The sequence below is a fragment of the Brevundimonas sp. GW460-12-10-14-LB2 genome (genome assembly GCF_001636925.1).
In the GTDB taxonomy this organism is placed as follows: Bacteria; Pseudomonadota; Alphaproteobacteria; order Caulobacterales; family Caulobacteraceae; genus Brevundimonas; species Brevundimonas vesicularis.
On sequence record NZ_CP015511.1, the window covers coordinates 838,629 to 859,902 of the forward strand.

Consider the following 21,274-nt stretch of genomic DNA (forward strand, 5'->3'; position numbering starts at 1 on the left):
TGCTTTGCGTGGAAACCGGACATGAGGTCTGAATGACCGTCGCCATCGTCGATTTCCGTCCCGATCACGCCCCCGCCTGGGCGCAGTTGAACACCGCCTGGCTGGTCGAGGGCGGCTTTGCGATCGAGGCCAAGGATCGGGTCGCGATCGATGATCCGCAGGGCGTCTTCCTGGACAAGGGCGGGCGCATCTTCATCGCGGAGAGGGATGGGGAGCCCGTGGGCTGCTGCGCCATGGTACCGACCGTCGACGCGGTGGAGGTCTGCAAGATGACGGTCACGCCCGCCGCGCGCGGCCTGGGTTTGGCGCGACGCCTGCTGGACGCCTGCGAAGCGGCGGCATGGCAAGCGGGCGCTGCTCGGCTCTATCTGGAAACCAACAGCGCCCTGAAGCCCGCGATCGCTCTGTATGAAAGCGCCGGCTTCATGCATCTGCCGCCACGCCCCACGCCCTATGCGCGCGCTGATGTCTTCATGGAGAAGTGGCTTTAGCCGTCCCAGAACGCAGCGATCGCCATGCCCCATATGAGCAGAATGCACAGGCCGTAGGCGATCTGATCATGAAGCGAGCGGCGGGGCGGTTTGGGCGGTGGGTTCGGATTCGGCATCGCCAAGCTTGAAGCCGATAGGCGAAGGCAGCGAAATCGATTAAGCGGGTGGCGGTCTGTGAGGAGAGGTCACATGTCGGGTCGCGCGTCGCCGCCGCTGAATGCGCTGCGAACCTTCGAAGCGTTCGCGCGTCACGGCAGCATGACCCGTGCAGCAACCGAGTTGTGTGTCACTCACGGTGCTGTCAGCCGTCAGATCGCGGCCTTGCAGGCTTCGCTGGGCGTGGCTCTGGTGGCCGGGCCACGCCATGCGCTTACGTTGACGGAGACTGGCGCTAAGCTGGCCGAGAGCCTGACGCCAGCGTTCAGCGTGATCATGGACGCGGTCGATGGGGCGCGGCAGGGTGCGGTGCGGGCGATCGAGATCTCCTGTCTGGGGACGTTCGCCCTGAAATGGCTGATCCCACGTTTGCCGTCCTTATTGGAGGCCCATCCTGACGTGCGCGTGAGGCTGTCGGAATCCTATGCGCCTGTCGATTATCGGCGCGACCGCTTCGACGGCGCCATCCGCATCCTGGAGCCGGATCAGGTCCATGCGCGAACCGAAGCGACACCCTTTTTGGCTCAACATCAGGGACCTGTCGGATCGCCATCCATGATGGCTCAGCTGCAGACGATGGAAGCCTTAACTGGCGCGCCGCGGCTGCATTCGGCGACCTTCCGTCGGGCTTGGTCGGTCTGGGCTGAACTGGCCGGCGTGACCCTGCCGCCGGCGGCGATGGAGCGAGAATTCGCGCACAATCATTCGCTGGTGGAGGCGGCGATCGCTGGCCTTGGCGTGGGGATTGCGCCCTGGGCTTTCGTGGCGCCGGACGTAATGGCAGGCCGGTTGGCCGCGCCGTTCGGCTTTGTCGAGCGACCGTCCCGGTTCGTCTTTCTGCGGCCGGAAGGCCGCAAGGACGCGGCGGTGGACGCCTTCCGCGACTGGCTCGTTGCGGAAGGCGCGCGTAGTCCGTCGCCGCCTATTCCTTGGACAAATCCTGGCGGTTGAACCAAGCGACGGCGGCGGCGAAGGGGACGCCGATCCAGAAGGCCAGGCTGAGAACGCCCTTGAGTACGGCATGATCGGGTAGTTGCGCCGCCGATGCGCCGCCTTCGATAGCGGCCTTCAGCAGGTCGGTGGCCATGCCGGGTGACAGCAGAGGCAGAAGCCAGCCGTCTGGCGTCACGCCCATCGGCAGCAGCAGTTGGGGCAGGAAGAACTGGGCCACGCCGATCACCAGCGGCGCAAACAGGGCCGCCAACAACGAGCGCGTCACCACGGCCGCCAGGAGGCCGAGCATGGTGAACTGCAGGATGCGCGCCCAGGACGTAAGGGTCAGAAGGCCGAAGTCCGCCGCCGCTTCGCCGTTCATCGAGAAGGTGAGGGGGCGGCCGAACACCGCCGCCTGGATCACACTGGCGATCACGTCGGAGATCAGGGTGGCGATGGTCGCCAGCACGATCACCAGACCCACCACCGCGACCTTGCCGGTCAGCAGGTTCGGCCGGGTGTTGCGCGCGCTGATCAGCCGCCAGGTTTCCCAGCGGTAGTCGCCGGCGTAGATCGTCGCCGCGCCGATCAGGACGAACATCAGGATGGCCGGATTGGCGAAGTCGCCCGCGCTCTTGACCAGGGCCATCCCCAGATCGAGCGGGCCGCCCTTCATCATGTCCGGCGGCAGCTTGCCCGCCAGTTTCGCCTCATTGGCCTTGGCGACGACGAAGCCCAGGGTGGCGAGGATTACACCCATGATCGGGATGAACAGCACGCTCCAGAACAGGGCGGTGCGGTTCTTGGATAGGCGGTAGGTTTCGGAACGGATCGCGTCAGCTAGCACGGTTTTGCTCCTGCACGCCGGTCCAGCCGGTTTCGCTCATGAAGACGTCTTCCAGGTCCGCGCCGATCCAGCGGGCCTCTTCGATATCGACTCCGCCCTCGACCAGAGCCTTGATGGCGGCGGCGGCTTCGCTACGCGGCACGGCGGCCACAAGTGCATCGCCCTCCAGCGTCGCGCGCTCGCCCAGCACGGACATGGCCTTCGCCAACGGCGTGACCGACAGGCGCAGACGCTCGCCCGAGGCGGTCAGATCGGAGACGCGGCCCTCGGTGATCACCTTGCCCTTGTTGAAGATGGCGACGCGGTCGCAGACGCGCTGGACCTCCTGAAGCTGGTGGCTGGCCAGGATGACCGTCACGCCGTCGTGGTCGGCCAGGCTGCGGATCAGGGCGCGCATCTCCTGGATGCCGGGCGGATCCATGCCGCTGGTCGGTTCATCCAGGATGACCAGGTCCGGCTTGGTCATCAGGGCGGCGGCGACGCCCAGGCGTTGCAGCATGCCGACGGAAAAACCCTTCACGCGGCGATTGGCGGCCTCGGTCAGGCCGACGCGTTGCAGCCAGTCAGCGATCTCGGCCGAGGACACGCCGCCATGGGCGCGGGCCAGCCATTCCAGCACCTGGCGGGCGGTCATGAACGGCGGAAAGCGCGGCGTCTCGATCATCGAGCCCATGCGCCGCATCGAGGCCGGATCGCCGATCCGACCGCCCATCACAGTGGCCTCGCCCTCGGTCGGACGAATCAGACCCAACAGGGTGCGAAACAGCGTCGATTTGCCCGCACCATTGGGCCCCAGAATGCCGTAGACCCCGCCGCGCGGGATCGACAAGGTCAGGCCGTCCAAGGCCTTTACCGTCCCGTAGGTCTTGGTCAGGCCGCGAATGTCGATGACGGTTTCCATACGCCAAGCTTGGCGAGTGAACGCCGGTCGCACAAGCCGTCGCGTGGCTGTCGTCCATTAAGTTTAGGCAATGGTTCAGTATCGCCTTGGAGTAAGCTCATGTCTCGTTTCGTCGCCGCCAGCCTGGCCGTGGCCGCCGCCTTCGCCGTCGCGTCCTGCGCCGGGGCCCCGCAACCCGCCCTTACATCTCCGATTGTCGAGCAGGCCGCGCAGACGACCCGTCCCGATCTGGTCATCCTGGTGTCGATCGACGGCTTCTCGCCGGACTATTTGGGTAAGGGGCAGACGCCGGTGCTGGACGGACTGGTCGCCGACGGCGCGTTCGGCCCGATGCGGCCGTCGTTCCCCAGCGTGACCTTCCCCAACCACTATACGCTAGTGACGGGCCTGCACCCGGACCATCACGGCGTGGTCGGCAACCGGTTCACCGACACGCAGCTGGGCGCTTTCACCATGGCCAGCAAGGAAAGCGGCTTCTGGGATCAGGGCGAGCCGATCTGGGTCACGGCCGAAAAGGCGGGCGTGCGCACCGGCACCATGTTCTGGCCGGGATCGGAGGTCGAGATCCACGGCGTGCGGCCCAGCCAGTGGGCGCCGTTCGACCAGGGAATGCCGGGCGATGCGCGCGTGGATCGTCTGCTGTCGTGGCTGGACCTGCCGGTGGATCAGCGGCCGAAGCTGGAGACGCTGTATTTCGACATCGTCGACACCGCCGGTCACCGCAACGGCCCTGATGCGCCCGAGACGCGCGCCGCCGCGGCATCGGTGGACGCCTCGATGGCACGGTTGATCGAGGGGCTGAAGGCGAGAGGGCTTTATGATCGCACGATGCTGGTCGTGGTGTCGGATCACGGCATGGCCGCGACCTCGCCGGACCGGGTCGTGTGGATCGACGACATCATCGATCCGGCGGCGCTGAAGATCGGCTATGGCGGAGCGGTCCTGACCGCTGATCCGGCGCCAGGCCGCGAGGCCGAGGTGCAGCAGAAGCTGGTTGGACGCCATCCGCATATGGAATGCTGGAACAAGGCCGATGTGCCGGCGCGACTGTTCTATGGATCCAACCCCCGTGTGGCGCAGATCGTCTGTCTGGTCGAGACTGGCTGGTTGACGGCGACGCGGGATCGGCCGGTGACGCGAGCGGGCGGCGCTCACGGTTATGACAATCAGGCGCCGGAGATGGCGGCGATCTTCATCGCCCATGGGCCGGGCGTGGTCGCCGGGCGTCGGCTGACCGATATGGACAGTGTCGATGTGCAGCCCTTCCTGGCGCGGATGCTCGGGATTGCGGCGCCGGCCGGCGACGGGCGGGCGCAAGACACCTTGCCCGTCACCATGCCCTGATGGGGTGATTGGCGAGCCGACGATTTGAGCGCACACTGGTCGCCAAAGGGAGAGGGGCGAAGATGCGCAAGAGTCTGTGGGTCGCGACGGTTTCGGTCGCCTGTCTGATTGCGCCCGTGGCGGTCGCCGACGCCACGGCGACGGCGGCGACCCTGGCCCTGATCACCAATCCGCAGGTCTGCGGTCGGGTCGGCGCCGTCGGCGATGTCCAGTCGACACGCGACATGGTCATGGCCCCGGGCTTCGGCGACGAGGGCTTCGCGGTTGATACGCAGAACCCCGAGGCCCAGGCCTGGTTCGACCATGGCGTGCGGCTGCGCTGGGCGTTCGAGCATTCGGAATCGGTGCGGGCGTTCAGGAAGGCGAGGCAGTTGGACCCGTCGTGCGGCATGTGCGCCTGGGGCGAGGCTTGGGCGATCGGGCCGAACCTGAATGGCGGCGGCGGCGATCCCGAATCGATCGCTACAGGCCTGCGCGTCGCGCGTGACGCGCGGCGTCTGGCCCGCGACGCCACGCCGATGCAGCGCCAGATGATCGACGCCCTGATCCAGCGCTATTCCGGCAAGGAGAAGACCCGCGCGCTACGCTTCGCCCGCGCCATGGACCGGATCGCAAAGCGTCACGCCGACGACGTATCGGTCGCCTCGATCACCGCCGACGCCTGGATGCTCCAGCCCGAGGGCGAATGGTGGGACAAGGACGGCAAGGCGACCGATCCGGCCGTCACCCGCGCCATGGCGATTCTGGAGCACGCCCTGACGGTCAAGCCGAACGATCCGGGCGCCATTCACCTGTACATCCACCTGACCGAATGGTCGGACGATCCGCACAGGGCGCTGGCCTATGGCGAGCGGCTGGCCCTGCTGGCGCCGGGCGCCAGCCATCTGGTGCAGATGCCGTCGCACACCTTCTATCGGGTCGGGCGCTACAAGGATGCGATGATGTCCAACGTCAACGCCGTGGCGCTGGACAAGAGTTACGACCAACTGGTCGGCCCGCCCGGGGGGATACGCGGCATGCGGCTGCATGCCCACAACATTCATTTCGGCATGGGCGGCGCCCTGATGGCGGGCGGGGCCGAGCGGGGGCTGGAGCTGGCCGACTGGTATATGGCGACCTATCTGCAGCTGGCGGGACCGCCCGAGGCGGGCGAGGACGGCTATGTCGTCTATCGTCAGGTGATGGCGGCGGACGCCTATGCGCTTTACGGCCGGTTCGGATCGGACGCCCAGGTCGCGGCGCTGGCCGAACCAGACGTGGGCCGTCCGCTGATGCGGGTCGGTTGGCGCTATGCACGGGGCGAGGCGGCGGCGCGGCGCGGCGATGCGGCGGCGGTTCGGGTCGAGGCCCAGGCCATCGCCGGCCTGCTGGCGGACAAGGCGTTCAAGGGCCCGATGGCGGATCGTCAGACCGGTTTCGCCGAACTGTTCCAGAATGTGCTAGAAGGCCGCGCGGCCATGATCGATCAGGACTATCCCGCCGCCATCGCCGCCTATGGGCGGGCGGCGGCGATCCAGGCCATGGCGCCCGAGGGCGGCGATCCGCCAATGATCTGGTACCCGACGCGCCGAAGCCTGGCCGCCGCCATGCTGGCGTCCGGCGATGCGGCCGGGGCCAAGGCCAAGATCGGCGAGCTGCTGAAGGATTGGCCGAACGATCCCTACAGCTATTACGTCCTCTACCGCGCCGAGCAGGCGCTGGGCGACGAGACAGCGGCCAATGACGCCCTGCGTCACGCCGGCGTCGAATGGATCGGCGGGCAGATGAGTTTGGCCGAGGCCTGAAGCCTCGGCCGCAGGTTGGTCAGCGCTTCGCCGCTTCGATCAGTTTGCCGATCTCGGCCGGGTCGATGCCGGGGCTGGCCTTGCCGTTGACGAAGAAGGTCGGCGTGCCGCGCAGACGCAGGGCGGCGGCCGTGGTGTGAATGTCGGCGATGTGGCGGGTGGTGTCGGGCGCGGCGATCGCGGCCTTGGCGCGGGCCATGTCCAGGCCGTGCGCCGCCAAGATGGCGTCGATCGCTTCGATCGATAGCGCCCGTTCGGTCATCAGGGCGTCATAGACCTCCAGATACTTGCCCTGCTGGTGCGCGGCGAGGGCGGCGCGGGCGGCGTATTGCGAGGTGATGTCGTCGCCGCGGTCCAGGATGGGCCAGTCCTTGAAGACGAAGCGGACTTCCGGATGGGCGGCCATCAGGGCGCGATAGTCGTGGGCCACGGCCTTGCAGCCGGGGCAGCGGAAGTCGAAGAATTCGATCACCGTGACCTTGGCGTTCGCTGGACCGAAGGCCGGATCGCGGGCGTCGGGCGCCAGGAGGCCGGCGTTGGCGGCGGCGGCCTGGTTCGTCTCCTCGACGGCGGCCTCGGCGTCCTTGGTCTGGAGCGCCATCTGCGCCTCCTGCAAGACCTCGGGATGCTCCAGCAGATACGCACGCACGTTCGATCCGCCGGTCAGATAGGGCGCGGCTGAAAAGCCCAGGGCGATGACCGACAGTCCCAGGGCCAGATAGCCGGCGCGGCCGCCGCTGAGCCATCCTGGCTTGGCGGTCTTGGGTTCGGGCGCAGGCGTGGGGGCGTCGTCGGTCATTCAGGCTCGCAGTCGGCGTAAGGGGTCAGTTGAGGGTGGCGGGCCGGCGCGCGGCGTCACGGCGGTCCAGGTCGTTGAGGTCGTCGGGCGTGGCGCCCGAGGCCAGGACGATATCGACGGCGCGGCGCCATTCGATCGAGCCCGGATCCAGCATGGAGCGGGCGCGCAGGGCGAATTGGGTGGCCTGTTTCTCGTCCCCGCCGGCGAAATAGTATTCCGCCGAGGCCAGGCGCGCCTCGCCCTCCTTGCCTTGCGAGGCATAGGCCTGGGCCAGCAGTCGCCAGGCCATGGTGTTGTCCTTCTCGGCGACGACGGCGTGTTTCAGCTGATCGATGGCCTCGTCCAGCTTGGCCTTGTCGTTGGTCTCGATCAGGGCGTGGGCCAAGTTGACGCGCAGCAGGGGGGCGTCGGGCTTCAGGCGGACCGCCTCGCGGTGGGCGGCGACGGCCTCGGCCGGGCGACCTTCCTCGAACAGGATCTGGCCCTTCAGTTCCTGGAAATAGGGGTTGTTCACGTCGCCGGCGATCAGCGCATCCACCGCCGTCAGCGCCTTGTCCGTCTGGCCGTCGCGATACCAGGCGATGGCCCGCGCATAGCGGCCGGGCAGGGAGTTGTCGGTTGACGGATAGTCGCGCAGGGTGGCGTTCGGCGCATCCATGAAGGCGTGGATCTTGGCCAGGATCAGCGCGTGCTGCGCCATACGCTCGGGGCTGTCGCGATGGTCGTAGTGCGGCTGCTCCTGCACGTAGCGACGCAGGCTCTCAATCCGGTTCGACGACAGGGGGTGGCTGCGGAAATAGGGATAGCGGCGGGCGTCGGAGAAGACCTCCTGCGAGCGGAAGTTCTCGAAGAAGGACACCAGCCCGGCGCCGGATTCGCCGGCCGCCTCCAGCGCCCGCGCGCCCGAGATGTCGGCCTCGCCCTCTTGGCTCTGCATGTAATGCAGCGCGCCCAGAGCGCCGAAATACTGGCTGGAGCCCAGCAGGGCCACGCCTGCGTCCGGCGCGCCGGCGGCGATCGCCAAGGCGCCCAGCGCCATGGTCATGAACATCGGCTGTTTGCCGGCGTTCTCGGCCCCGTCGCGCAAGGTGTGGCGGTTCTTGATGTGGCCCGCCTCGTGCGCCATCACGCCCAGCAGTTCACCGGGCGTCTTGGTGCGCAGGATCAGGCCGGTGTTGACGCCCATGATCCGCCCGCGTGTCGCAAAGGCGTTCAGGTCGTTGTCGTTGACCAGCAGGACTTCGATGTCGTTCGGGTTCAGCCCCATGGCCACGAAGACCGGGTCGGCCCATTCGCGCACGATGCCCTCGACCTCGGTGTCGCGGATCAGGCTTTGCGCGGAGGCCTGGCCGGCGACGGAAACAGCCATCAAGGCCGTCGCCGCCGCCGCCAGAACGCGGGATGCAGATCGAGGAAGCCATCTCATGGCTCTACTCCAACAACGACCGGCCCCCGCCTGTATCCAGACAGTCTAATCGTGACCGATCAGCGGCGCCACCACCCGCGCTTGGGCTTTTCGGGCGGTGCGACGATCTGGTTCGGGTCTTCGGCGATGATGGCCTGAACGTCGATCTCCGGCGTGGGGGCGACGAAGGGCTCGGCCAGGACGGCCTCGGTCACTGGAACCGCGGTCGGGGCGGCGACCGGGGCGACCTCCGCCGGTTCGGCGGCCAGCGCCTCGTGCGGGGTCACGTCCAGCTCGGCCGGTGCGCCTTGGACCGTCGCCTCGTTCGGCTCGATGGCGGTGTCGGGATGCGGTTCGGCCGCGATCTCGACATTGGCGCTGGCCGACTTGCGGCGCACGCGACGACGCTGAGGCTCGGGCGCGATGGCCGGGGCGGCTGTCTCGACGGCCTCGGTCGGCTCGACCATGACGGCCATCGGCGTCTCGGGCGAGCCGTCGGGCGGCATGCCTTCGTTGGTGGCGCGGTTCTCGACCTTGATCTCGTGGCTGACGGAACCGTCACCACGGCCGCGACCGCGACGACGACGACGGCGCGAACGGCCGCCTTCCTCGCCGGAGCCTTCGCCAGGAACGACGTCCAGGCCTTCGCCCTCGGACTGAGCAACAGCAGGGCGTTCAGCCCGCTCGGGGCGCTCGCCGCGTTCCGGACGACCTTCCGAGCGGCCAGGGTTCAGCGGGTCGAACCAGACATAGGGGTCGTCCAGCGACGGCGTGCGGCCGCGAACCCAGGTGTAGACGTCGCGCTCGCCATCCTCGCGGACGCGGCGACCGCCACGGCGGCCACGGCGACGACGGCGGCCGTTTTCGTCTTCCTCATCGTCCGAGGCGTCGTCGGCGCTGACCGTATCGACGGCCTCGACGTCGGAGGTCTCCTCGTCGCGACGACCGCCACGACGGCGACGGTTGCGCCCACGACCACGATCGCGACTGCCTTCGTGACGCTCCGAGCGTTCGCGCGGTTCGTCGTCGTCGCTGTCTTCGCGATCCAGGGATTCGACCGTGTCGTCATCGTCGTCGACGATGATCTCCTCGTCGTCTTCCTCATCCTCGTCTTCGTACAGCGAGGCGTCGAAGTCGTCGTCGAGGTTGGGCATCTCGATCTCGGGCGCGACGAAGTCCTCGTTGGTCTCGGTGCGCTCGATATTGTGTTCGCCCTGACCCAGGCTGTCGTCGATCTGGACGATGACGTTCAGGCCGCGACGTTCAAGCAGCGACTGCAGATAGGCGCGCTTGTGGTTCAGGATGTACAGGCCGACGGCGGTGCAGACCTTCAGCACCACGACGCCTGCGCCGTTCTTGCCGGCCTCGATGTCGACCGCGCGCAGGGTCATCAGGGCGGCGGATTCGGCAGAGCGGATGCGGCCCGTGCCCTGGCAGTGCGGGCAGGCTTCGGTCGCACCCTCGATCACGCCCAGTCGGCGACGCTGGCGGCTGATCTCCATCAGGCCGAAGGGCGAGATACGGCCCATCTGGATGCGGGCGCGGTCGGAGGACAGGGCCTCCTTCAGCACGCGCTCGACGGCGCGGTTGTTCTTGCCTTCATCCATGTCGATGAAGTCGATGACGACCAGGCCGGCGAGGTCGCGCAAGCGCAGTTGGCGGGCGGCTTCTTCGGCCGCTTCCATATTGGTCTTGAAGGCCGTCTGCTCGACGTTGCGTTCCTTGGTGGCGCGACCCGAGTTGACGTCGATAGCCACCAGGGCTTCGGTCTGGTTGATGACCAGATAGCCGCCGGATTTCAGCGGCACCACCGGTTGGTGGATCTGCGTCAGCAGTTCCTCGATGCCGTTGGCCGCGAACAGGGGGCGCGAGCCGCGATACAGGTGAACCTTCTTGGCCTGGGCCGGCATCAGCACGCGCATGAAGTCGCGCGCTTCCTTGAAGCCCTCGACGCCCTCGACCTGAATGCCGTCGAAATCCTTGTCGAACATGTCGCGCACGGCGCGGCGGACCAGGTTCTCTTCCTCGTAGATCACCGAGGGGGCGTGAGAGGCGAGGGTGGTCTCGCGGATCGTTTCCCACAGGCGCAGCAGATATTGATAGTCGCGCTTGATCTCGGCCTTGGTGCGCTTGGCGCCCGCCGTGCGGATGATCAGGCCCATGCCCTTGGGCACTTCCAGGGCCGAGACGGCGCTCTTCAGGCGACGACGGTCAGAGGTGTTCGTGATCTTGCGCGAAATGCCGCCGCCCTTGCCGGTGTTAGGCATCAGCACGCAGTAGCGGCCGGCCAGCGACAGCCAGGTGGTCAGGGCCGCGCCCTTGGCGCCGCGCTCGTCCTTGACGACCTGGACCAGCAGGATCTGGCGGCGCTTGATGACGTCCTGGATCTTGTAGCGACGCATCAGGCGGCGCTTCAGCCGCTCTTCGTCGGCCAACGCCGATTCGGGATCGACATCGTCGCCGGTCGATTCGCGGTCGAGATCGTCCTCGTCCTCGTCGTCGTGCGCCTCGGCCATGATGGCTTCGCGGTCGGCGACGGGGATCTGGTAGTAGTCGGGGTGGATTTCGTTGAAGGCGAGGAAGCCGTGGCGATTGCCGCCGTATTCAATGAAGGCGGCCTGCAGGCTGGGCTCTACGCGGGTGACCTTGGCGAGGTAGATGTTGCCGCGAAGCTGGCGCTTCGCACGGGATTCGAAATCGAATTCCTCAATCTTGCGCCCGTCCACGATGGCGACCCGGGTCTCCTCGGGATGCGCCGCATCGATCAGCATTGTCTTTGACATGGAAAGTCTCTCTCTGGCGCGCGCAGGCCGACCGTCCCGGATCTCCGGACAGGGTCATGGCGGCTCGCCGAATGAAGGTGAGGGCCGGCGCGCGCGACATCCCCTCGCCGAGAACGGCGAAGAAGGCTTGATCAAGCCGTTGGGGAACGCAGGCGGAAAGGCCCATTAAGTCGTCGGTCCTGAACCGGGCGCGCCAATCCCTTGGGAAGGCCGCGTCCCTGGTCCGCTCTTCGAACCATCGGCCAGGCCGGGGCGGTTCTAGGATTGGTGAAAGTCAACGCCGCGAGGAGGGCGCGCCAAGATCCGCAAAGGCGAAATCGGCGCGATCGGTTCGCGAGCGGTCACAGCATAGTCATGCAACGGGAGAATTAAAAGGCGCTCGCCTTAACCCCCTGAATACGAGCCTCTGTCATGATGGGGTTCAAGTAGGCTTAAACCGGGTTCGCCGACGCAGATGAGCGGTCGCGTTTTGACAGGTCTGATGCGCTGGGGCGCGAAGGAGTGGGCGATGACCGCCCTGGCCTTCGTGGTCATCTGCATGGTCGGTCTGTCCGCAACGCGCGGTTTCGCCTGGGGCGCGCAGGGCGATGTGCTGGCGGTGCGCTTCGGCGCTGATGGCGATCGGACCCGCGTCGTCATCGATCTGAACAAGACGGCGCAGGGTCGCGTCATCGACGCGGGCGGCGAAGGCCGGGTGGTGCTGGCCCTCAGCGGTGTTGCGCCAGGGCGTGGTCTGAACGGTGGCGGTTCGGGTCTGGTGCGCTCCTATGAGGTCACTTCGTCCGGCGGTTCGTCACGTGTTCAGCTGGAACTGGCGCGCGGCAGCGAGATCGAACGGCGCTTCCTTCTGCCGCCCGGCGACGGCGTCAGCCATTATCGTTATGTCGTGGACCTGAAGGCGACGGGAGCCGCCGCGCGCGCCTCGACCACGCCGGCGCCGCGCGCCAGCGCACCACCGCGTCGCGCCGAACGCCCCCTGATCGTCATCGACGCCGGCCATGGCGGCAATGATCCGGGCGCCAGCGGCGCGAGCGCGCAGGAAAAGCAGGTCACCCTTGCCGCCGCCCTGGCGTTGAAGGCCGAGCTTGAGAAGAACGGCCGCTATCGCGTGCGCCTGACCCGGACCGACGACCGCTACGTCGATCTCTATCGCCGTGTTTCCATCGCGCGTCAGGCCGACGCCGATCTGTTCATTTCCTTGCATGCCGACGCCGGCGCCGATCCGGCGCTGCGCGGGGCCAGCGTCTATACCTTGTCGGAGCAGGGCGCCGGACGGGCCGTGCGCGAGTTCACACGTGGCGACAACTGGCACCGCGAGCTGCATCTGCCGGGCCGTGATCCGTCGGTGGATCGCATCCTGCTCGACATGACCCAGCGCGCGACCCAGAACCGCTCGGCCCAGTTCGCGCGTGTCCTGCTAACCCATCTGGAGGGCTCGGATCATCCTCTGCTTCGCCGCAGCCATCGCGATGCGGGCCTGGCTGTCCTGTTGGCGCCCGACGTGCCGGCTGTCCTGCTGGAAATGGGCTTCATCACCAATCCCGAGGACGAGCGGCTTCTGACCGACGAGCGCGCGCGCCGTCGCTTGATGAAGTCGGTCGCGGACGGGATCGATCGCTATTTCCGCGAGCCGTCGAGCCCGATGATGGCCGCCGCGAACAGCCAGGCCGCCGGTCAGCCCTGATTCGGCGCAACCAAGCCGGCCGTCGCCGGTTTCGGCACCATGAAAAAAGCGATTGTCACAGGCGGATCAGGCCTGATCGGAACGGGCGTCTGTAAGGCCCTGCTGGCTAAGGGATGGGAAGTCGCCTCCTTCGACCTGAAGCCGGGCGATGGCGAGGCCCGTCATATCGACTGCGATCTGGGCGATGAGGACTCGGTCAAACAGGCGTTCGAGACCCTGGGCTGGTCGTCGCTGGACCTGCTGGTTAACAACGGGGGCATCGCCGATCCGGTGAACGGCCCGCTGGCTGAGCTGTCTCTGGCGGACTGGCGCAAGACCATCGACAGCCATTTGACCGGCGCCTTCCTGATGACCCGCGCCGCCATTCCGCTGCTGAACGAGGGCGGCGCTATCGTGAACATGATCTCGACGCGCGCCTTCATGTCCGAGCCGCACACCGAGGCCTATGCGGCGTCCAAGGGCGCGCTGTTCGCCCTGACCCACGCCCTGGCGATCAGCGAAGGCCCTCGAATCCGCGTCAATGCCATCGCGCCCGGCTGGATTTCGGACGGCGATGATTTGCGTTCTGTCGATCACGAACAGCATCCGGTCGGCCGCGTCGGCCGCGCCAAGGATATCGCCGGGGCCGTGCTCTATCTCGCCGACGCGGGCTTCGTCACGGGCCAGGTGCTGACCGTGGACGGCGGCATGACGCGCAAGATGATCTACGCCGACTAGACCGTCAGGCCAGGCCGGCCTTCTTCAGCGTCTTCCAGGCCTTGATCACGCGTTGCAGCTTGGCCTCGGCGCTGCGGTCGCCGCTGTTGGTGTCGGGGTGAAACCGCTTCAGCAGCTCATGATACTGGGCCTTGATCTTCGCCTTGTCCGCGCCCGGATCCAGATCGAGGTCGGCGAGGGCAGCGCGTTCCAGCTTGCCGATGCGGCGATCCTCGGTCGCGGACTGCGGCGCTTGATCGCCCTTGCGCCCGAACAGGCCGAAGCTGTCGCGCCATGAGCCGGCGCCGGTGGTGTTCGACGTGCCCATCTTGGCGGCGAAGGCGGCGGCCTCGCGCGTGAACTTGCCGGCCTGCATCTCCCAGGTCGGGCGACCGCCGGTCATGGCCTCGTTTTCCTGAGCGGCGCGGATCTGGCCTTCGGTCATGCCGGCGTAGAAGTTCCAGCCCTTGTTGTATTCGCCGGCGTGCGGCTGGCAGAACTCATAGAAGTCGTTCAGACGCTCGCGCGACTTGGGCGCCTTGGCCGCAGCAGCCCGACGGCAGTCGGGCCACTGGCACGGCTTTTCGCCCGGCTTCAGGTGCAGGACGTCGGCCTTCGCCGCCTCTTCCTCGGGCTTGGGCGGCTTCACACGAATGTCGGTGAAGCGCGGCTTGTATTGAAAGGAGGCGGACATCAGTCGAAGTGTAAGCCCGATTGGGACAGCATCAAGGAATCGATCATGTCTGAAGGCCCGGTGGCGACGATTATTCGTGCAAAACTGACGGCAGGGCTGTCGCCCCTGCGTCTGGAGGTCGAGGACGACAGCTGGCGCCACGCCGGTCATCATCATGAAGGCGGCATGGACGCCAAGCCTGGCGGCGAAAGCCACTTCAATCTGGTGATCGTGTCCGCCGCTTTCCAGGGGCAGTCGCGGCTGGCGCGACAGCGCGCGGTCAACGCCCTGCTGAAGGACGAGATGGCCGGACCGGTCCACGCTCTTTCGATCAAGGCGCTGACGCCGGAGGAGGCTGGCTGAGCGAAAGAACTGCGTTCACATCGTCTTAGAACCTTCGTCTTAGCGTCATCCGACCAAACAGAACGTGGGGATCTGGGCTTATGGTGGAATCAGACGGCGTCGCGAAGGCGCTCGAAGGCGAGCAACGCGCCGGAGACGCGGCCCAGGCGCTGACCGCCATCCTGCAGACGCAGTATCTCCGCTACATGATCATCGCCTCGTGGGGCGTGGGTCTTCTCGGCACCGTCGGCTTGTGGCCAGCGCTTCTCTGGTTCGGCGGCACCCTGGCGGCCGGGTCGCTGCGGGGAATTGTCGAACATCGCCTGAGCCATCGCGTCGGCACCAACTGGGGCGTGATCTTCCCGATCGTGGCTACGGTGACGACCGGCGCCTGGGCTATTGCGCCTTTGATGGCCTGGTTCTCGCCCACCGAGTTCGGACGGCCTCTGGCCCTCGCCCTGCTGATTTCCGGCTATGTGCTGGTGTTCGCCCAGCTTCGCAGCTCGCCGCGTCAGGCCCTGATCATCTCTTCGCCTTACGGCGCGGCCGCGACGATCATTCTGTTCAGCCTGTGGGGCACCAACGCCTTCTGGTCGATGCTGGCGGTCCTGCCGTTCACAGCTGCGGGTCTGTTCGTGCTGGTGACCATGACCCTGCTGCGCGAAGACCGCATCCGGGCCTTCCAGTCGCACCAGGCGCATCTGATCGAGGAGCTGGAAGCGGCCCGCGACAAGGCCAACGCCGCCAATGACGCCAAGTCGAACTTCCTGGGCGTGATCTCGCACGAACTGCGCACTCCCATGAACGGCGTGCTGGGCGCGGCCCAACTGCTCAGCGCGACACGACTGGAGACGACGCAGCGCGAATATCTGTCGATCATTCGCAACTCCGGCGACAATCTGTTGTCGCTGCTGAACGACATTCTCGACATGACCAAGATCGAGGCCGGCAAGATGAACTTCGAGGTCGTCGATGTCGCCGTCGACGGTCTGAACAAGCGCATCACCGGCCCCTTCGAGGCCCAGGCCGAAGCCAAGGGCTTGACGTTCGTCACGACCGTGGAAGGCGACATCCCGACGGTGGTGCGCGGCGATCCGCTGCGCGTCTGCCAGGTGGTGCAGAACCTGTTGTCCAATGCGGTCAAGTTCACCGAGGCCGGCGAGATCCACTATCTCGTGCGCGGACACCGCGTGTCGGATCAGCGCGTGCGGTTCGAGTTTGTCGTCCAGGACAGCGGCGCAGGCATTGCGGCGGCCGATCTGGAGCGGTTGTTCATGCCCTTCACCCAGGTCGACACCTCGTCCACGCGCCGCTTTGGCGGCACGGGTCTGGGCCTAACTATCGCACGGCGCATGGCCAATATCATGGGCGGCGACATCACCGTGACGTCCAAGCTCGCCGAGGGCTCGTGCTTCACCTTGGAAATCGAGGCCGAGGTCGTGGAATGGGCCAAGTCCGTCGCGGCGGCCGAGGTTCATGCCGAGATCGAAGGCGGCGAGTCGCTGCGCGTCCTGGTGGTCGAGGATCACCCGGTGAACCGCATGATCTTGGAGGCCTGGATGAGCTCGGCCAGCCACGTCACCTCGACGGCCGAGAACGGCCAGATCGCAGTCGATATCGCCAAGGACCAGCCGTTCGACCTGATCATCATGGACGTGAACATGCCGGTGATGGACGGACTGACCGCGACCCGCATGATCCGAGAGGGCGGCCAAAACGCCGGCACCCCCATTGTGGTCCTGTCCGCCTCGGCGCGTCATGAGGATCACGCGGCCGGTCTTCAGGCCGGCGCCGACGCCTATCTGAACAAGCCGATCGATTTCGGCGCCCTGGCCGCCCTGATGGGGCGCGTCGGCGGCGGTCGCGACGCGGTCGCGCAGATGGCTCTGCCGTCGTCGGAGACCTCGGTCGCCGCCTGATTGCGGCGATCCTGTGTTCCCGACATGAACCTGGGCCGATGACGCCGGTTCAGGTGCGCCTCAGTCGCCGTGCTCCATAACTGCATCCAAGCCGATGGTCTTCGGCGCAGATGGAGACACGATCATGAAAAAGATCCTGACCACCGCAATCGCTTCGGTCATGGCCGCCGGCGCGCTGGGTGCCGCTGGCGCAGCGTCGGCCCAGCCCATGCCGCCCCACGGTCCGCATGGCCCCGCCGCACGCCACGGTCCGGGTCCTGACCACTACGATCGTCGGGACTATCGCCAGGATCGCCGCGACTACCGCCGCGAGCTTCGTGAGGATCGTCGTGACTATCGCCAGCAGCAACGCGCCTATGAGCGCTGGCAGCGTGCGGAACGTCGTTACAACGCACCGCGCTATGTTCCCCCGCGCGGCTATGCGGTTCGGACCTGGAGCTATGGTCAGCGGATGCCGTCCTACTACCGGACCAACGCCTATGTGGTGAATGACTATAACCGCTATGGCCTGCGTGCGCCGCCTCGTGGCTACCAATACGTCCGCAGCGGTAATGACGTGGTGCTCGCCGTCGTCGCCGGCGGCCTGATCACCGCCGTGATCGCCGGACTGTTCAACTGATCCATCAGGGATTTGATATGCGCCCCGGAGGGAAACCTCCGGGGCGTTTTTCGTTCTGAAGAGGACGGAGACGCCTCCGGCGCCCAAGATGGATGACGATGCGCGCCTTCGCCGAGCTTCTGGACCGCCTGTCCCTGACGGCTTCGCGCAATGCGAAGCTGGTGCTGGTGCGCGACTATCTGAGAGCGACGCCCGATCCGGATCGGGGTTGGGCGCTGGCGGCCCTGACCGGCGACCTGACGTTCGACGCGGCCAAGCCGGCCATGATCCGAAAGGCGGTCGAAGGCCGGGTCGACAGCGTGCTGTTCGGCTGGTCCTACGACTATGTGGGTGATCTGGCGGAGACGGTGGCCCTGATCTGGCCCGTGACGCCTGACCATCGGCCGAACCGCGAGCCCGAGTTGGCCGAGGTCGTCGAGGCGCTAAGGACCGCCACGCGGACGGAGGTGCGCGGTCTTCTGGAAAGCTGGCTGGATGCGCTGGAGCCGAAAGGGCGCTGGGCGCTGCTGAAGCTGATGACCGGGGCCTTGCGCGTGGGGCTGTCGTCGCGGCTGGCCAAAACGGCGGCGGCCATGATGCGCCCGGACGCGGTGATGGCGCCGCCTTCGCCGGAGGGCGACGAGGAGCAGATGACGCTGGAGGCGTTGGACGCCTCGGCAATCGAGGAGGTCTGGCACGCGGTCGAGCCGCCCTACGCCGACCTGTTCGCCTGGCTGGAGGGCAGGGCGGAGCGGCCCAGCCCGGATGCGCCCGGCCGTTTCCGACCCGTCATGCTGGCGGTCGCCATCGATGAACCGGTCGATCTTCCCAAGTTGTCGCCGGCCGACTACGCCGCCGAGTGGAAGTGGGACGGCATACGGGTTCAGGCGGTGCTAGAGGGCGAGGTCCGCAAGCTCTATTCGCGCACCGGCGACGAGATTTCGGCCGCCTTTCCCGATGTGATGGAGGCCTTGGCGTTTCAGGGCGCGATCGATGGCGAGCTGATCGTCTGGCGCGACGGGGCGGTCGCGCCGTTCGGGGACCTTCAGCAGCGACTTAATCGCAAGTCGGTGGACGCCAAGGCGATGCAGGCCTTTCCGGCGGCGGTGGTCGCCTATGACCTGTTGGCCCAAGACGGCGAGGATCTGCGCGGCCTGCCGCTGCGCGAGCGTCGGGCGCGCCTGGAGGCCCTTGTCAATGGTCATACCGGCGAGCGACTGCATCTGTCGCCGGTGGTCGATTATGCCGATTGGGATCAGTTGGCGCGGTTGCGAGCCGATCCGCCGGTTGGGGCGGCGGCAGAGGGGCTGATGCTGAAACGCTGGGACAGCCCCTATCTGGCGGGGCGACCCAAGGGGCCGTGGTTCAAGTGGAAGCGCGACCCCCACGTCATCGACGCCGTCCTGATGTACGCCCAGCGCGGGCACGGCAAGCGCTCCAGCTTCTATTCCGACTACACCTTCGGCGTCTGGACGCCGGAGGGCGCGCTGACGCCGGTGGGCAAGGCCTATTTCGGCTTTACCGACGAGGAGTTGAAACAGCTCGACAAGTTCGTGCGCGATCACACCATCGACCGATACGGGCCGGTGCGGTCTGTGCGAGCCGAGCGGGACTTCGGCCTGGTGCTGGAGATCGCCTTCGAAGGACTGAATCGCTCGACCCGGCACAAGTCCGGCGTGGCCATGCGCTTCCCGCGCGTCAGCCGCATTCGCTGGGACAAGCCGGCGCGAGAGGCCAACACCATCGACGACGTAATGGACCTGCTGGACGCTATCGAAAGCGGCGGCGGACGGATCGCCAAGGCCTGAAATCGGGCTTTCGGGGGTTCCAATCGTCGCGTCAAGCGTTAGACCCGACCTCATGTCTCTGCCTCTTTCCAACGAAGTCGCCGACGCGGTGGCCGCGGGCCGTAAGGCCGTTTCGATCGATGCCGCCGTGATCGCCAAGCTGACCGACATGGCAGGTGATTTCGCGATCAACCTGACGATCGCCATCCTGATCTTCGTCCTCACCGTCTTTGCGGCGAAATGGGCGGCGCGCGGGGCGCGCAATACGCTGTCGAGGGTCAAGGGATTCCGCCACGATCCAACGGTCCTGAGCTTCGCGGTCCAGGTCGTGCGGGTGGTGGTCTTCATCATCGGCATGATCGCCGTGCTCCAGCGCCTGGGCGTTCAGACGACCTCGATCATCGCCGTGCTGGGCGCGGCGTCCTTGGCGGTGGGTCTGGCGTTGCAGGGCACGTTGTCGAACGTGGCGTCGGGTATCATGCTGCTGGTGCTGCGGCCCTACCGGGTCGGCGACGTCGTCGATGTCGGCGGGATGAGCGGCACGGTGCAGCGACTGGACCTGTTCACGACCCAACTTTCCAACGCCAACAACCACAAGATCGTCATTCCGAACTCCAAGGTTCTGAGCGACCCGTTGACCAATCTGACCGGCCAGCAGACGCGCCGGATCGAGATCAACTTCACGGTCGGCTATGGCGACGATCTGAACCAGGCGCGTTGCGTGCTGGCGGATATGGCCGCCGCACACGACAAGGTGCTGCACGATCCCCATCCCTGGACCGGCGTGACGGGCCTGCTGGACAGCTCGGTGCAGGTGACGCTGCACGCCTGGGTCAAGGTCGGCGACTGGTGGCAGACCCAGGCCGACCTGATGCAGGGCGGCAAGGAGGCGCTGGACGCCGCCGGGATCGAGATTCCGTTCCCGCATCAGGTCGCCGTGCCCTATGGCGATGAGGATGTGGTTCCGGTCGTGCGCGTCCGCACGGTCGATGACGATAATGCCGAGCTGAAGGCGACGAACCGTTGATGCGTTACGATTTCGGCTCCGACAACACCGCCGGCATGGCGCTGAGCGCCATCGAAGGCCTGGTGCGCGCCAACAAGGGATTCGCGCGCGCCTATGGCGCAGACGAGGTCACCGCCCGCGCCGCCGACCAGATTCGCCAGCGTCTGGATGCCGACGCCGAGGTGCGTTTTGTTTTCAGTGGGACGGCGGCCAACGCCATCGCTCTGTCGATGCTGGCCCAACCCTATGAGGCGGTGCTGGCTCACCATGCGGCGCACATCTGCACAGACGAGACGGGGGCACCGGGCTTCTTCGGTCACGGCGTCGGCCTGATCGGGCTGCCGGGGTTCTCGGGCAAGATCGATCCGCTGGCCTTGCAGGCGCAGTTGGGCGAACCCGAAGTCGGGCATCGTCAACCGCCCGCCGCCCTGTCGCTGACCCAGGCCACGGAATATGGCTCGGTCTACACCGAGGAAGAACTGCGTCACCTGATCGAACCGGCCAAGGCGCTGGGCTATGGCGTCCACATGGACGGAGCGCGCCTGACCAATGCCGTCGCCGCCGGTTTCGATTTGAAGGACATTCCGCGCCTGGGCGTGGACGTGCTGGTGTTCGGCGGGGCTAAGGCGGGCGCCAACTGCGCCGAGGCGATCGTGCTGTTCGACAAGACCCTGGCGCGGCGACTGGACAATCGGCTCAAGCAGGCGGGCCAGACGTCATCCAAGACGCGTTTGTTGTCGGGTCCGATGCTGGGCTTGCTGGAAAGCCGCGATTGGGAGTCGGGCGGCGCCCACGCAAATCTAATGGCGCAGCGGTTGGCGGCTGGCATCGCGGGGCGGTCGCCCTTCGTCCTGGCCCATCCGGTGGAGGCGAACGCCGTCTTCGTGCGGATGCCGCCAGAGGCGCATGCCCGCCTGAACGAAATGGGCTGGGCCTGCTACGCCTTCGATGACGGCTCGGTGCGCTTCGTCTGTTCGTGGGCGACGCAGGAAGCGGCTGTGGACGAGTTGATCGATGCGGTCGCCGGTCTGGGCTGAGCGACTAATCCCCGTTCGCGCGCCAGCGTGGCCTTTCCCCGGTCGCATTGGCTTTCCATATGCGGATCATGGCGATACGAGGCGAACGC

General features: G+C 66.7%; 18 protein-coding genes. 12 read left to right on the forward strand and 6 right to left on the reverse strand.

Annotation, left to right across the window (positions count from 1 at the left end; all coding sequences use genetic code 11):
- Positions 1–32: 32 nt before the first annotated feature.
- Together A4249_RS04045 and A4249_RS04050 are read left to right on the forward strand one after the other, a co-directional pair.
- Positions 33–491 carry a GNAT family N-acetyltransferase gene (locus A4249_RS04045; RefSeq protein ID WP_066551220.1) on the forward strand — a complete coding sequence of 153 codons (459 nt, stop codon included), beginning with the start codon at positions 33–35 and terminating at the stop codon, positions 489–491.
- Between the two features lie 189 nt (positions 492–680).
- A complete protein-coding gene (locus A4249_RS04050; protein ID WP_066551222.1) occupies positions 681–1,598 on the forward strand; it encodes a LysR substrate-binding domain-containing protein in 918 nt (305 codons plus the stop codon).
- Here the strand turns inward: A4249_RS04050 and A4249_RS04055 are convergent.
- Positions 1,570–2,427: an ABC transporter permease subunit gene (locus A4249_RS04055; RefSeq protein WP_066551224.1), complete on the reverse strand. Its 858-nt coding sequence runs from the start codon at positions 2,425–2,427 to the stop codon at positions 1,570–1,572. The two genes, A4249_RS04050 and A4249_RS04055, sit on opposite strands and share 29 nt — an antisense overlap.
- Positions 2,417–3,328, reverse strand: a complete 912-nt coding sequence (locus tag A4249_RS04060) for an ABC transporter ATP-binding protein (RefSeq protein WP_066551226.1) — start codon at positions 3,326–3,328, stop codon at positions 2,417–2,419. Before A4249_RS04060 ends, A4249_RS04055 begins: the two co-directional genes overlap by 11 nt.
- A gap of 99 nt (positions 3,329–3,427) precedes the next feature.
- Between A4249_RS04060 and A4249_RS04065 the strand changes: the two genes are divergently transcribed.
- Positions 3,428–4,672, forward strand: a complete 1,245-nt coding sequence (locus A4249_RS04065) for an alkaline phosphatase family protein (protein ID WP_066551228.1) — start codon at positions 3,428–3,430, stop codon at positions 4,670–4,672.
- 62 nt (positions 4,673–4,734) lie between these two features.
- Positions 4,735–6,456 carry a hypothetical protein gene (locus A4249_RS04070; protein WP_066551229.1) on the forward strand — a complete coding sequence of 574 codons (1,722 nt, stop codon included), beginning with the start codon at positions 4,735–4,737 and terminating at the stop codon, positions 6,454–6,456.
- Between the two features lie 19 nt (positions 6,457–6,475).
- Here A4249_RS04070 and A4249_RS04075 read toward each other — a convergent pair whose 3' ends face one another.
- From A4249_RS04075 to A4249_RS04085, 3 genes are read right to left on the reverse strand one after another with little or no spacing between them, the layout of a single operon-like run.
- On the reverse strand, positions 6,476–7,255 hold the full coding sequence (locus tag A4249_RS04075; RefSeq protein ID WP_066551230.1) for a DsbA family protein: 780 nt from the start codon (positions 7,253–7,255) through the stop codon (positions 6,476–6,478).
- Positions 7,256–7,280: 25 nt separating this feature from the next.
- Positions 7,281–8,681, reverse strand: a complete 1,401-nt coding sequence (locus A4249_RS04080; RefSeq protein WP_066551231.1) for a M48 family metalloprotease — start codon at positions 8,679–8,681, stop codon at positions 7,281–7,283.
- A gap of 59 nt (positions 8,682–8,740) precedes the next feature.
- Complete coding sequence (locus A4249_RS04085; RefSeq protein WP_066551233.1) at positions 8,741–11,443, reverse strand: Rne/Rng family ribonuclease; 2,703 nt, start codon at positions 11,441–11,443, stop codon at positions 8,741–8,743.
- A gap of 508 nt (positions 11,444–11,951) precedes the next feature.
- On the opposite strand from A4249_RS04085, the gene A4249_RS04090 reads away from it, so the two are divergent.
- On the forward strand, positions 11,952–13,127 hold the full coding sequence (locus A4249_RS04090) for an N-acetylmuramoyl-L-alanine amidase family protein (RefSeq protein WP_197458452.1): 1,176 nt from the start codon (positions 11,952–11,954) through the stop codon (positions 13,125–13,127).
- A 39-nt stretch (positions 13,128–13,166) separates the two neighbouring features.
- The gene (locus A4249_RS04095; protein ID WP_066551237.1) at positions 13,167–13,844 is read left to right on the forward strand and encodes an SDR family oxidoreductase; all 678 of its coding nucleotides are present in this window, start codon (positions 13,167–13,169) and stop codon (positions 13,842–13,844) included.
- A gap of 4 nt (positions 13,845–13,848) precedes the next feature.
- Here the strand turns inward: A4249_RS04095 and A4249_RS04100 are convergent, their stop codons facing one another.
- Complete coding sequence (locus tag A4249_RS04100) at positions 13,849–14,517, reverse strand: J domain-containing protein (RefSeq protein WP_066551238.1); 669 nt, start codon at positions 14,515–14,517, stop codon at positions 13,849–13,851.
- 45 nt (positions 14,518–14,562) lie between these two features.
- On the opposite strand from A4249_RS04100, the gene A4249_RS04105 reads away from it, so the two are divergent.
- The 6 genes from A4249_RS04105 (at position 14,563) to A4249_RS04130 (ending at position 21,185) form a co-directional block, all read left to right on the forward strand.
- Complete coding sequence (locus A4249_RS04105; RefSeq protein ID WP_039247647.1) at positions 14,563–14,859, forward strand: BolA family protein; 297 nt, start codon at positions 14,563–14,565, stop codon at positions 14,857–14,859.
- Between the two features lie 80 nt (positions 14,860–14,939).
- On the forward strand, positions 14,940–16,757 hold the full coding sequence (locus A4249_RS04110; RefSeq protein ID WP_066551242.1) for a response regulator: 1,818 nt from the start codon (positions 14,940–14,942) through the stop codon (positions 16,755–16,757).
- A gap of 124 nt (positions 16,758–16,881) precedes the next feature.
- A complete protein-coding gene (locus A4249_RS04115) occupies positions 16,882–17,376 on the forward strand; it encodes an RcnB family protein (RefSeq protein ID WP_066554762.1) in 495 nt (164 codons plus the stop codon).
- 98 nt (positions 17,377–17,474) lie between these two features.
- Positions 17,475–19,163: a cisplatin damage response ATP-dependent DNA ligase gene (locus tag A4249_RS04120; protein WP_066554765.1), complete on the forward strand. Its 1,689-nt coding sequence runs from the start codon at positions 17,475–17,477 to the stop codon at positions 19,161–19,163.
- Between the two features lie 52 nt (positions 19,164–19,215).
- Entirely contained in the window at positions 19,216–20,169 is a 954-nt protein-coding gene (locus A4249_RS04125) for a mechanosensitive ion channel family protein (protein ID WP_066551244.1), read from the forward strand.
- Positions 20,169–21,185 (forward strand): threonine aldolase family protein, encoded by a 1,017-nt coding sequence (locus A4249_RS04130; protein ID WP_066551246.1) that lies wholly within the window; start codon positions 20,169–20,171, stop codon positions 21,183–21,185. The genes A4249_RS04125 and A4249_RS04130 overlap by 1 nt, the downstream gene beginning before the upstream one ends.
- Positions 21,186–21,274: the final 89 nt, after the last annotated feature.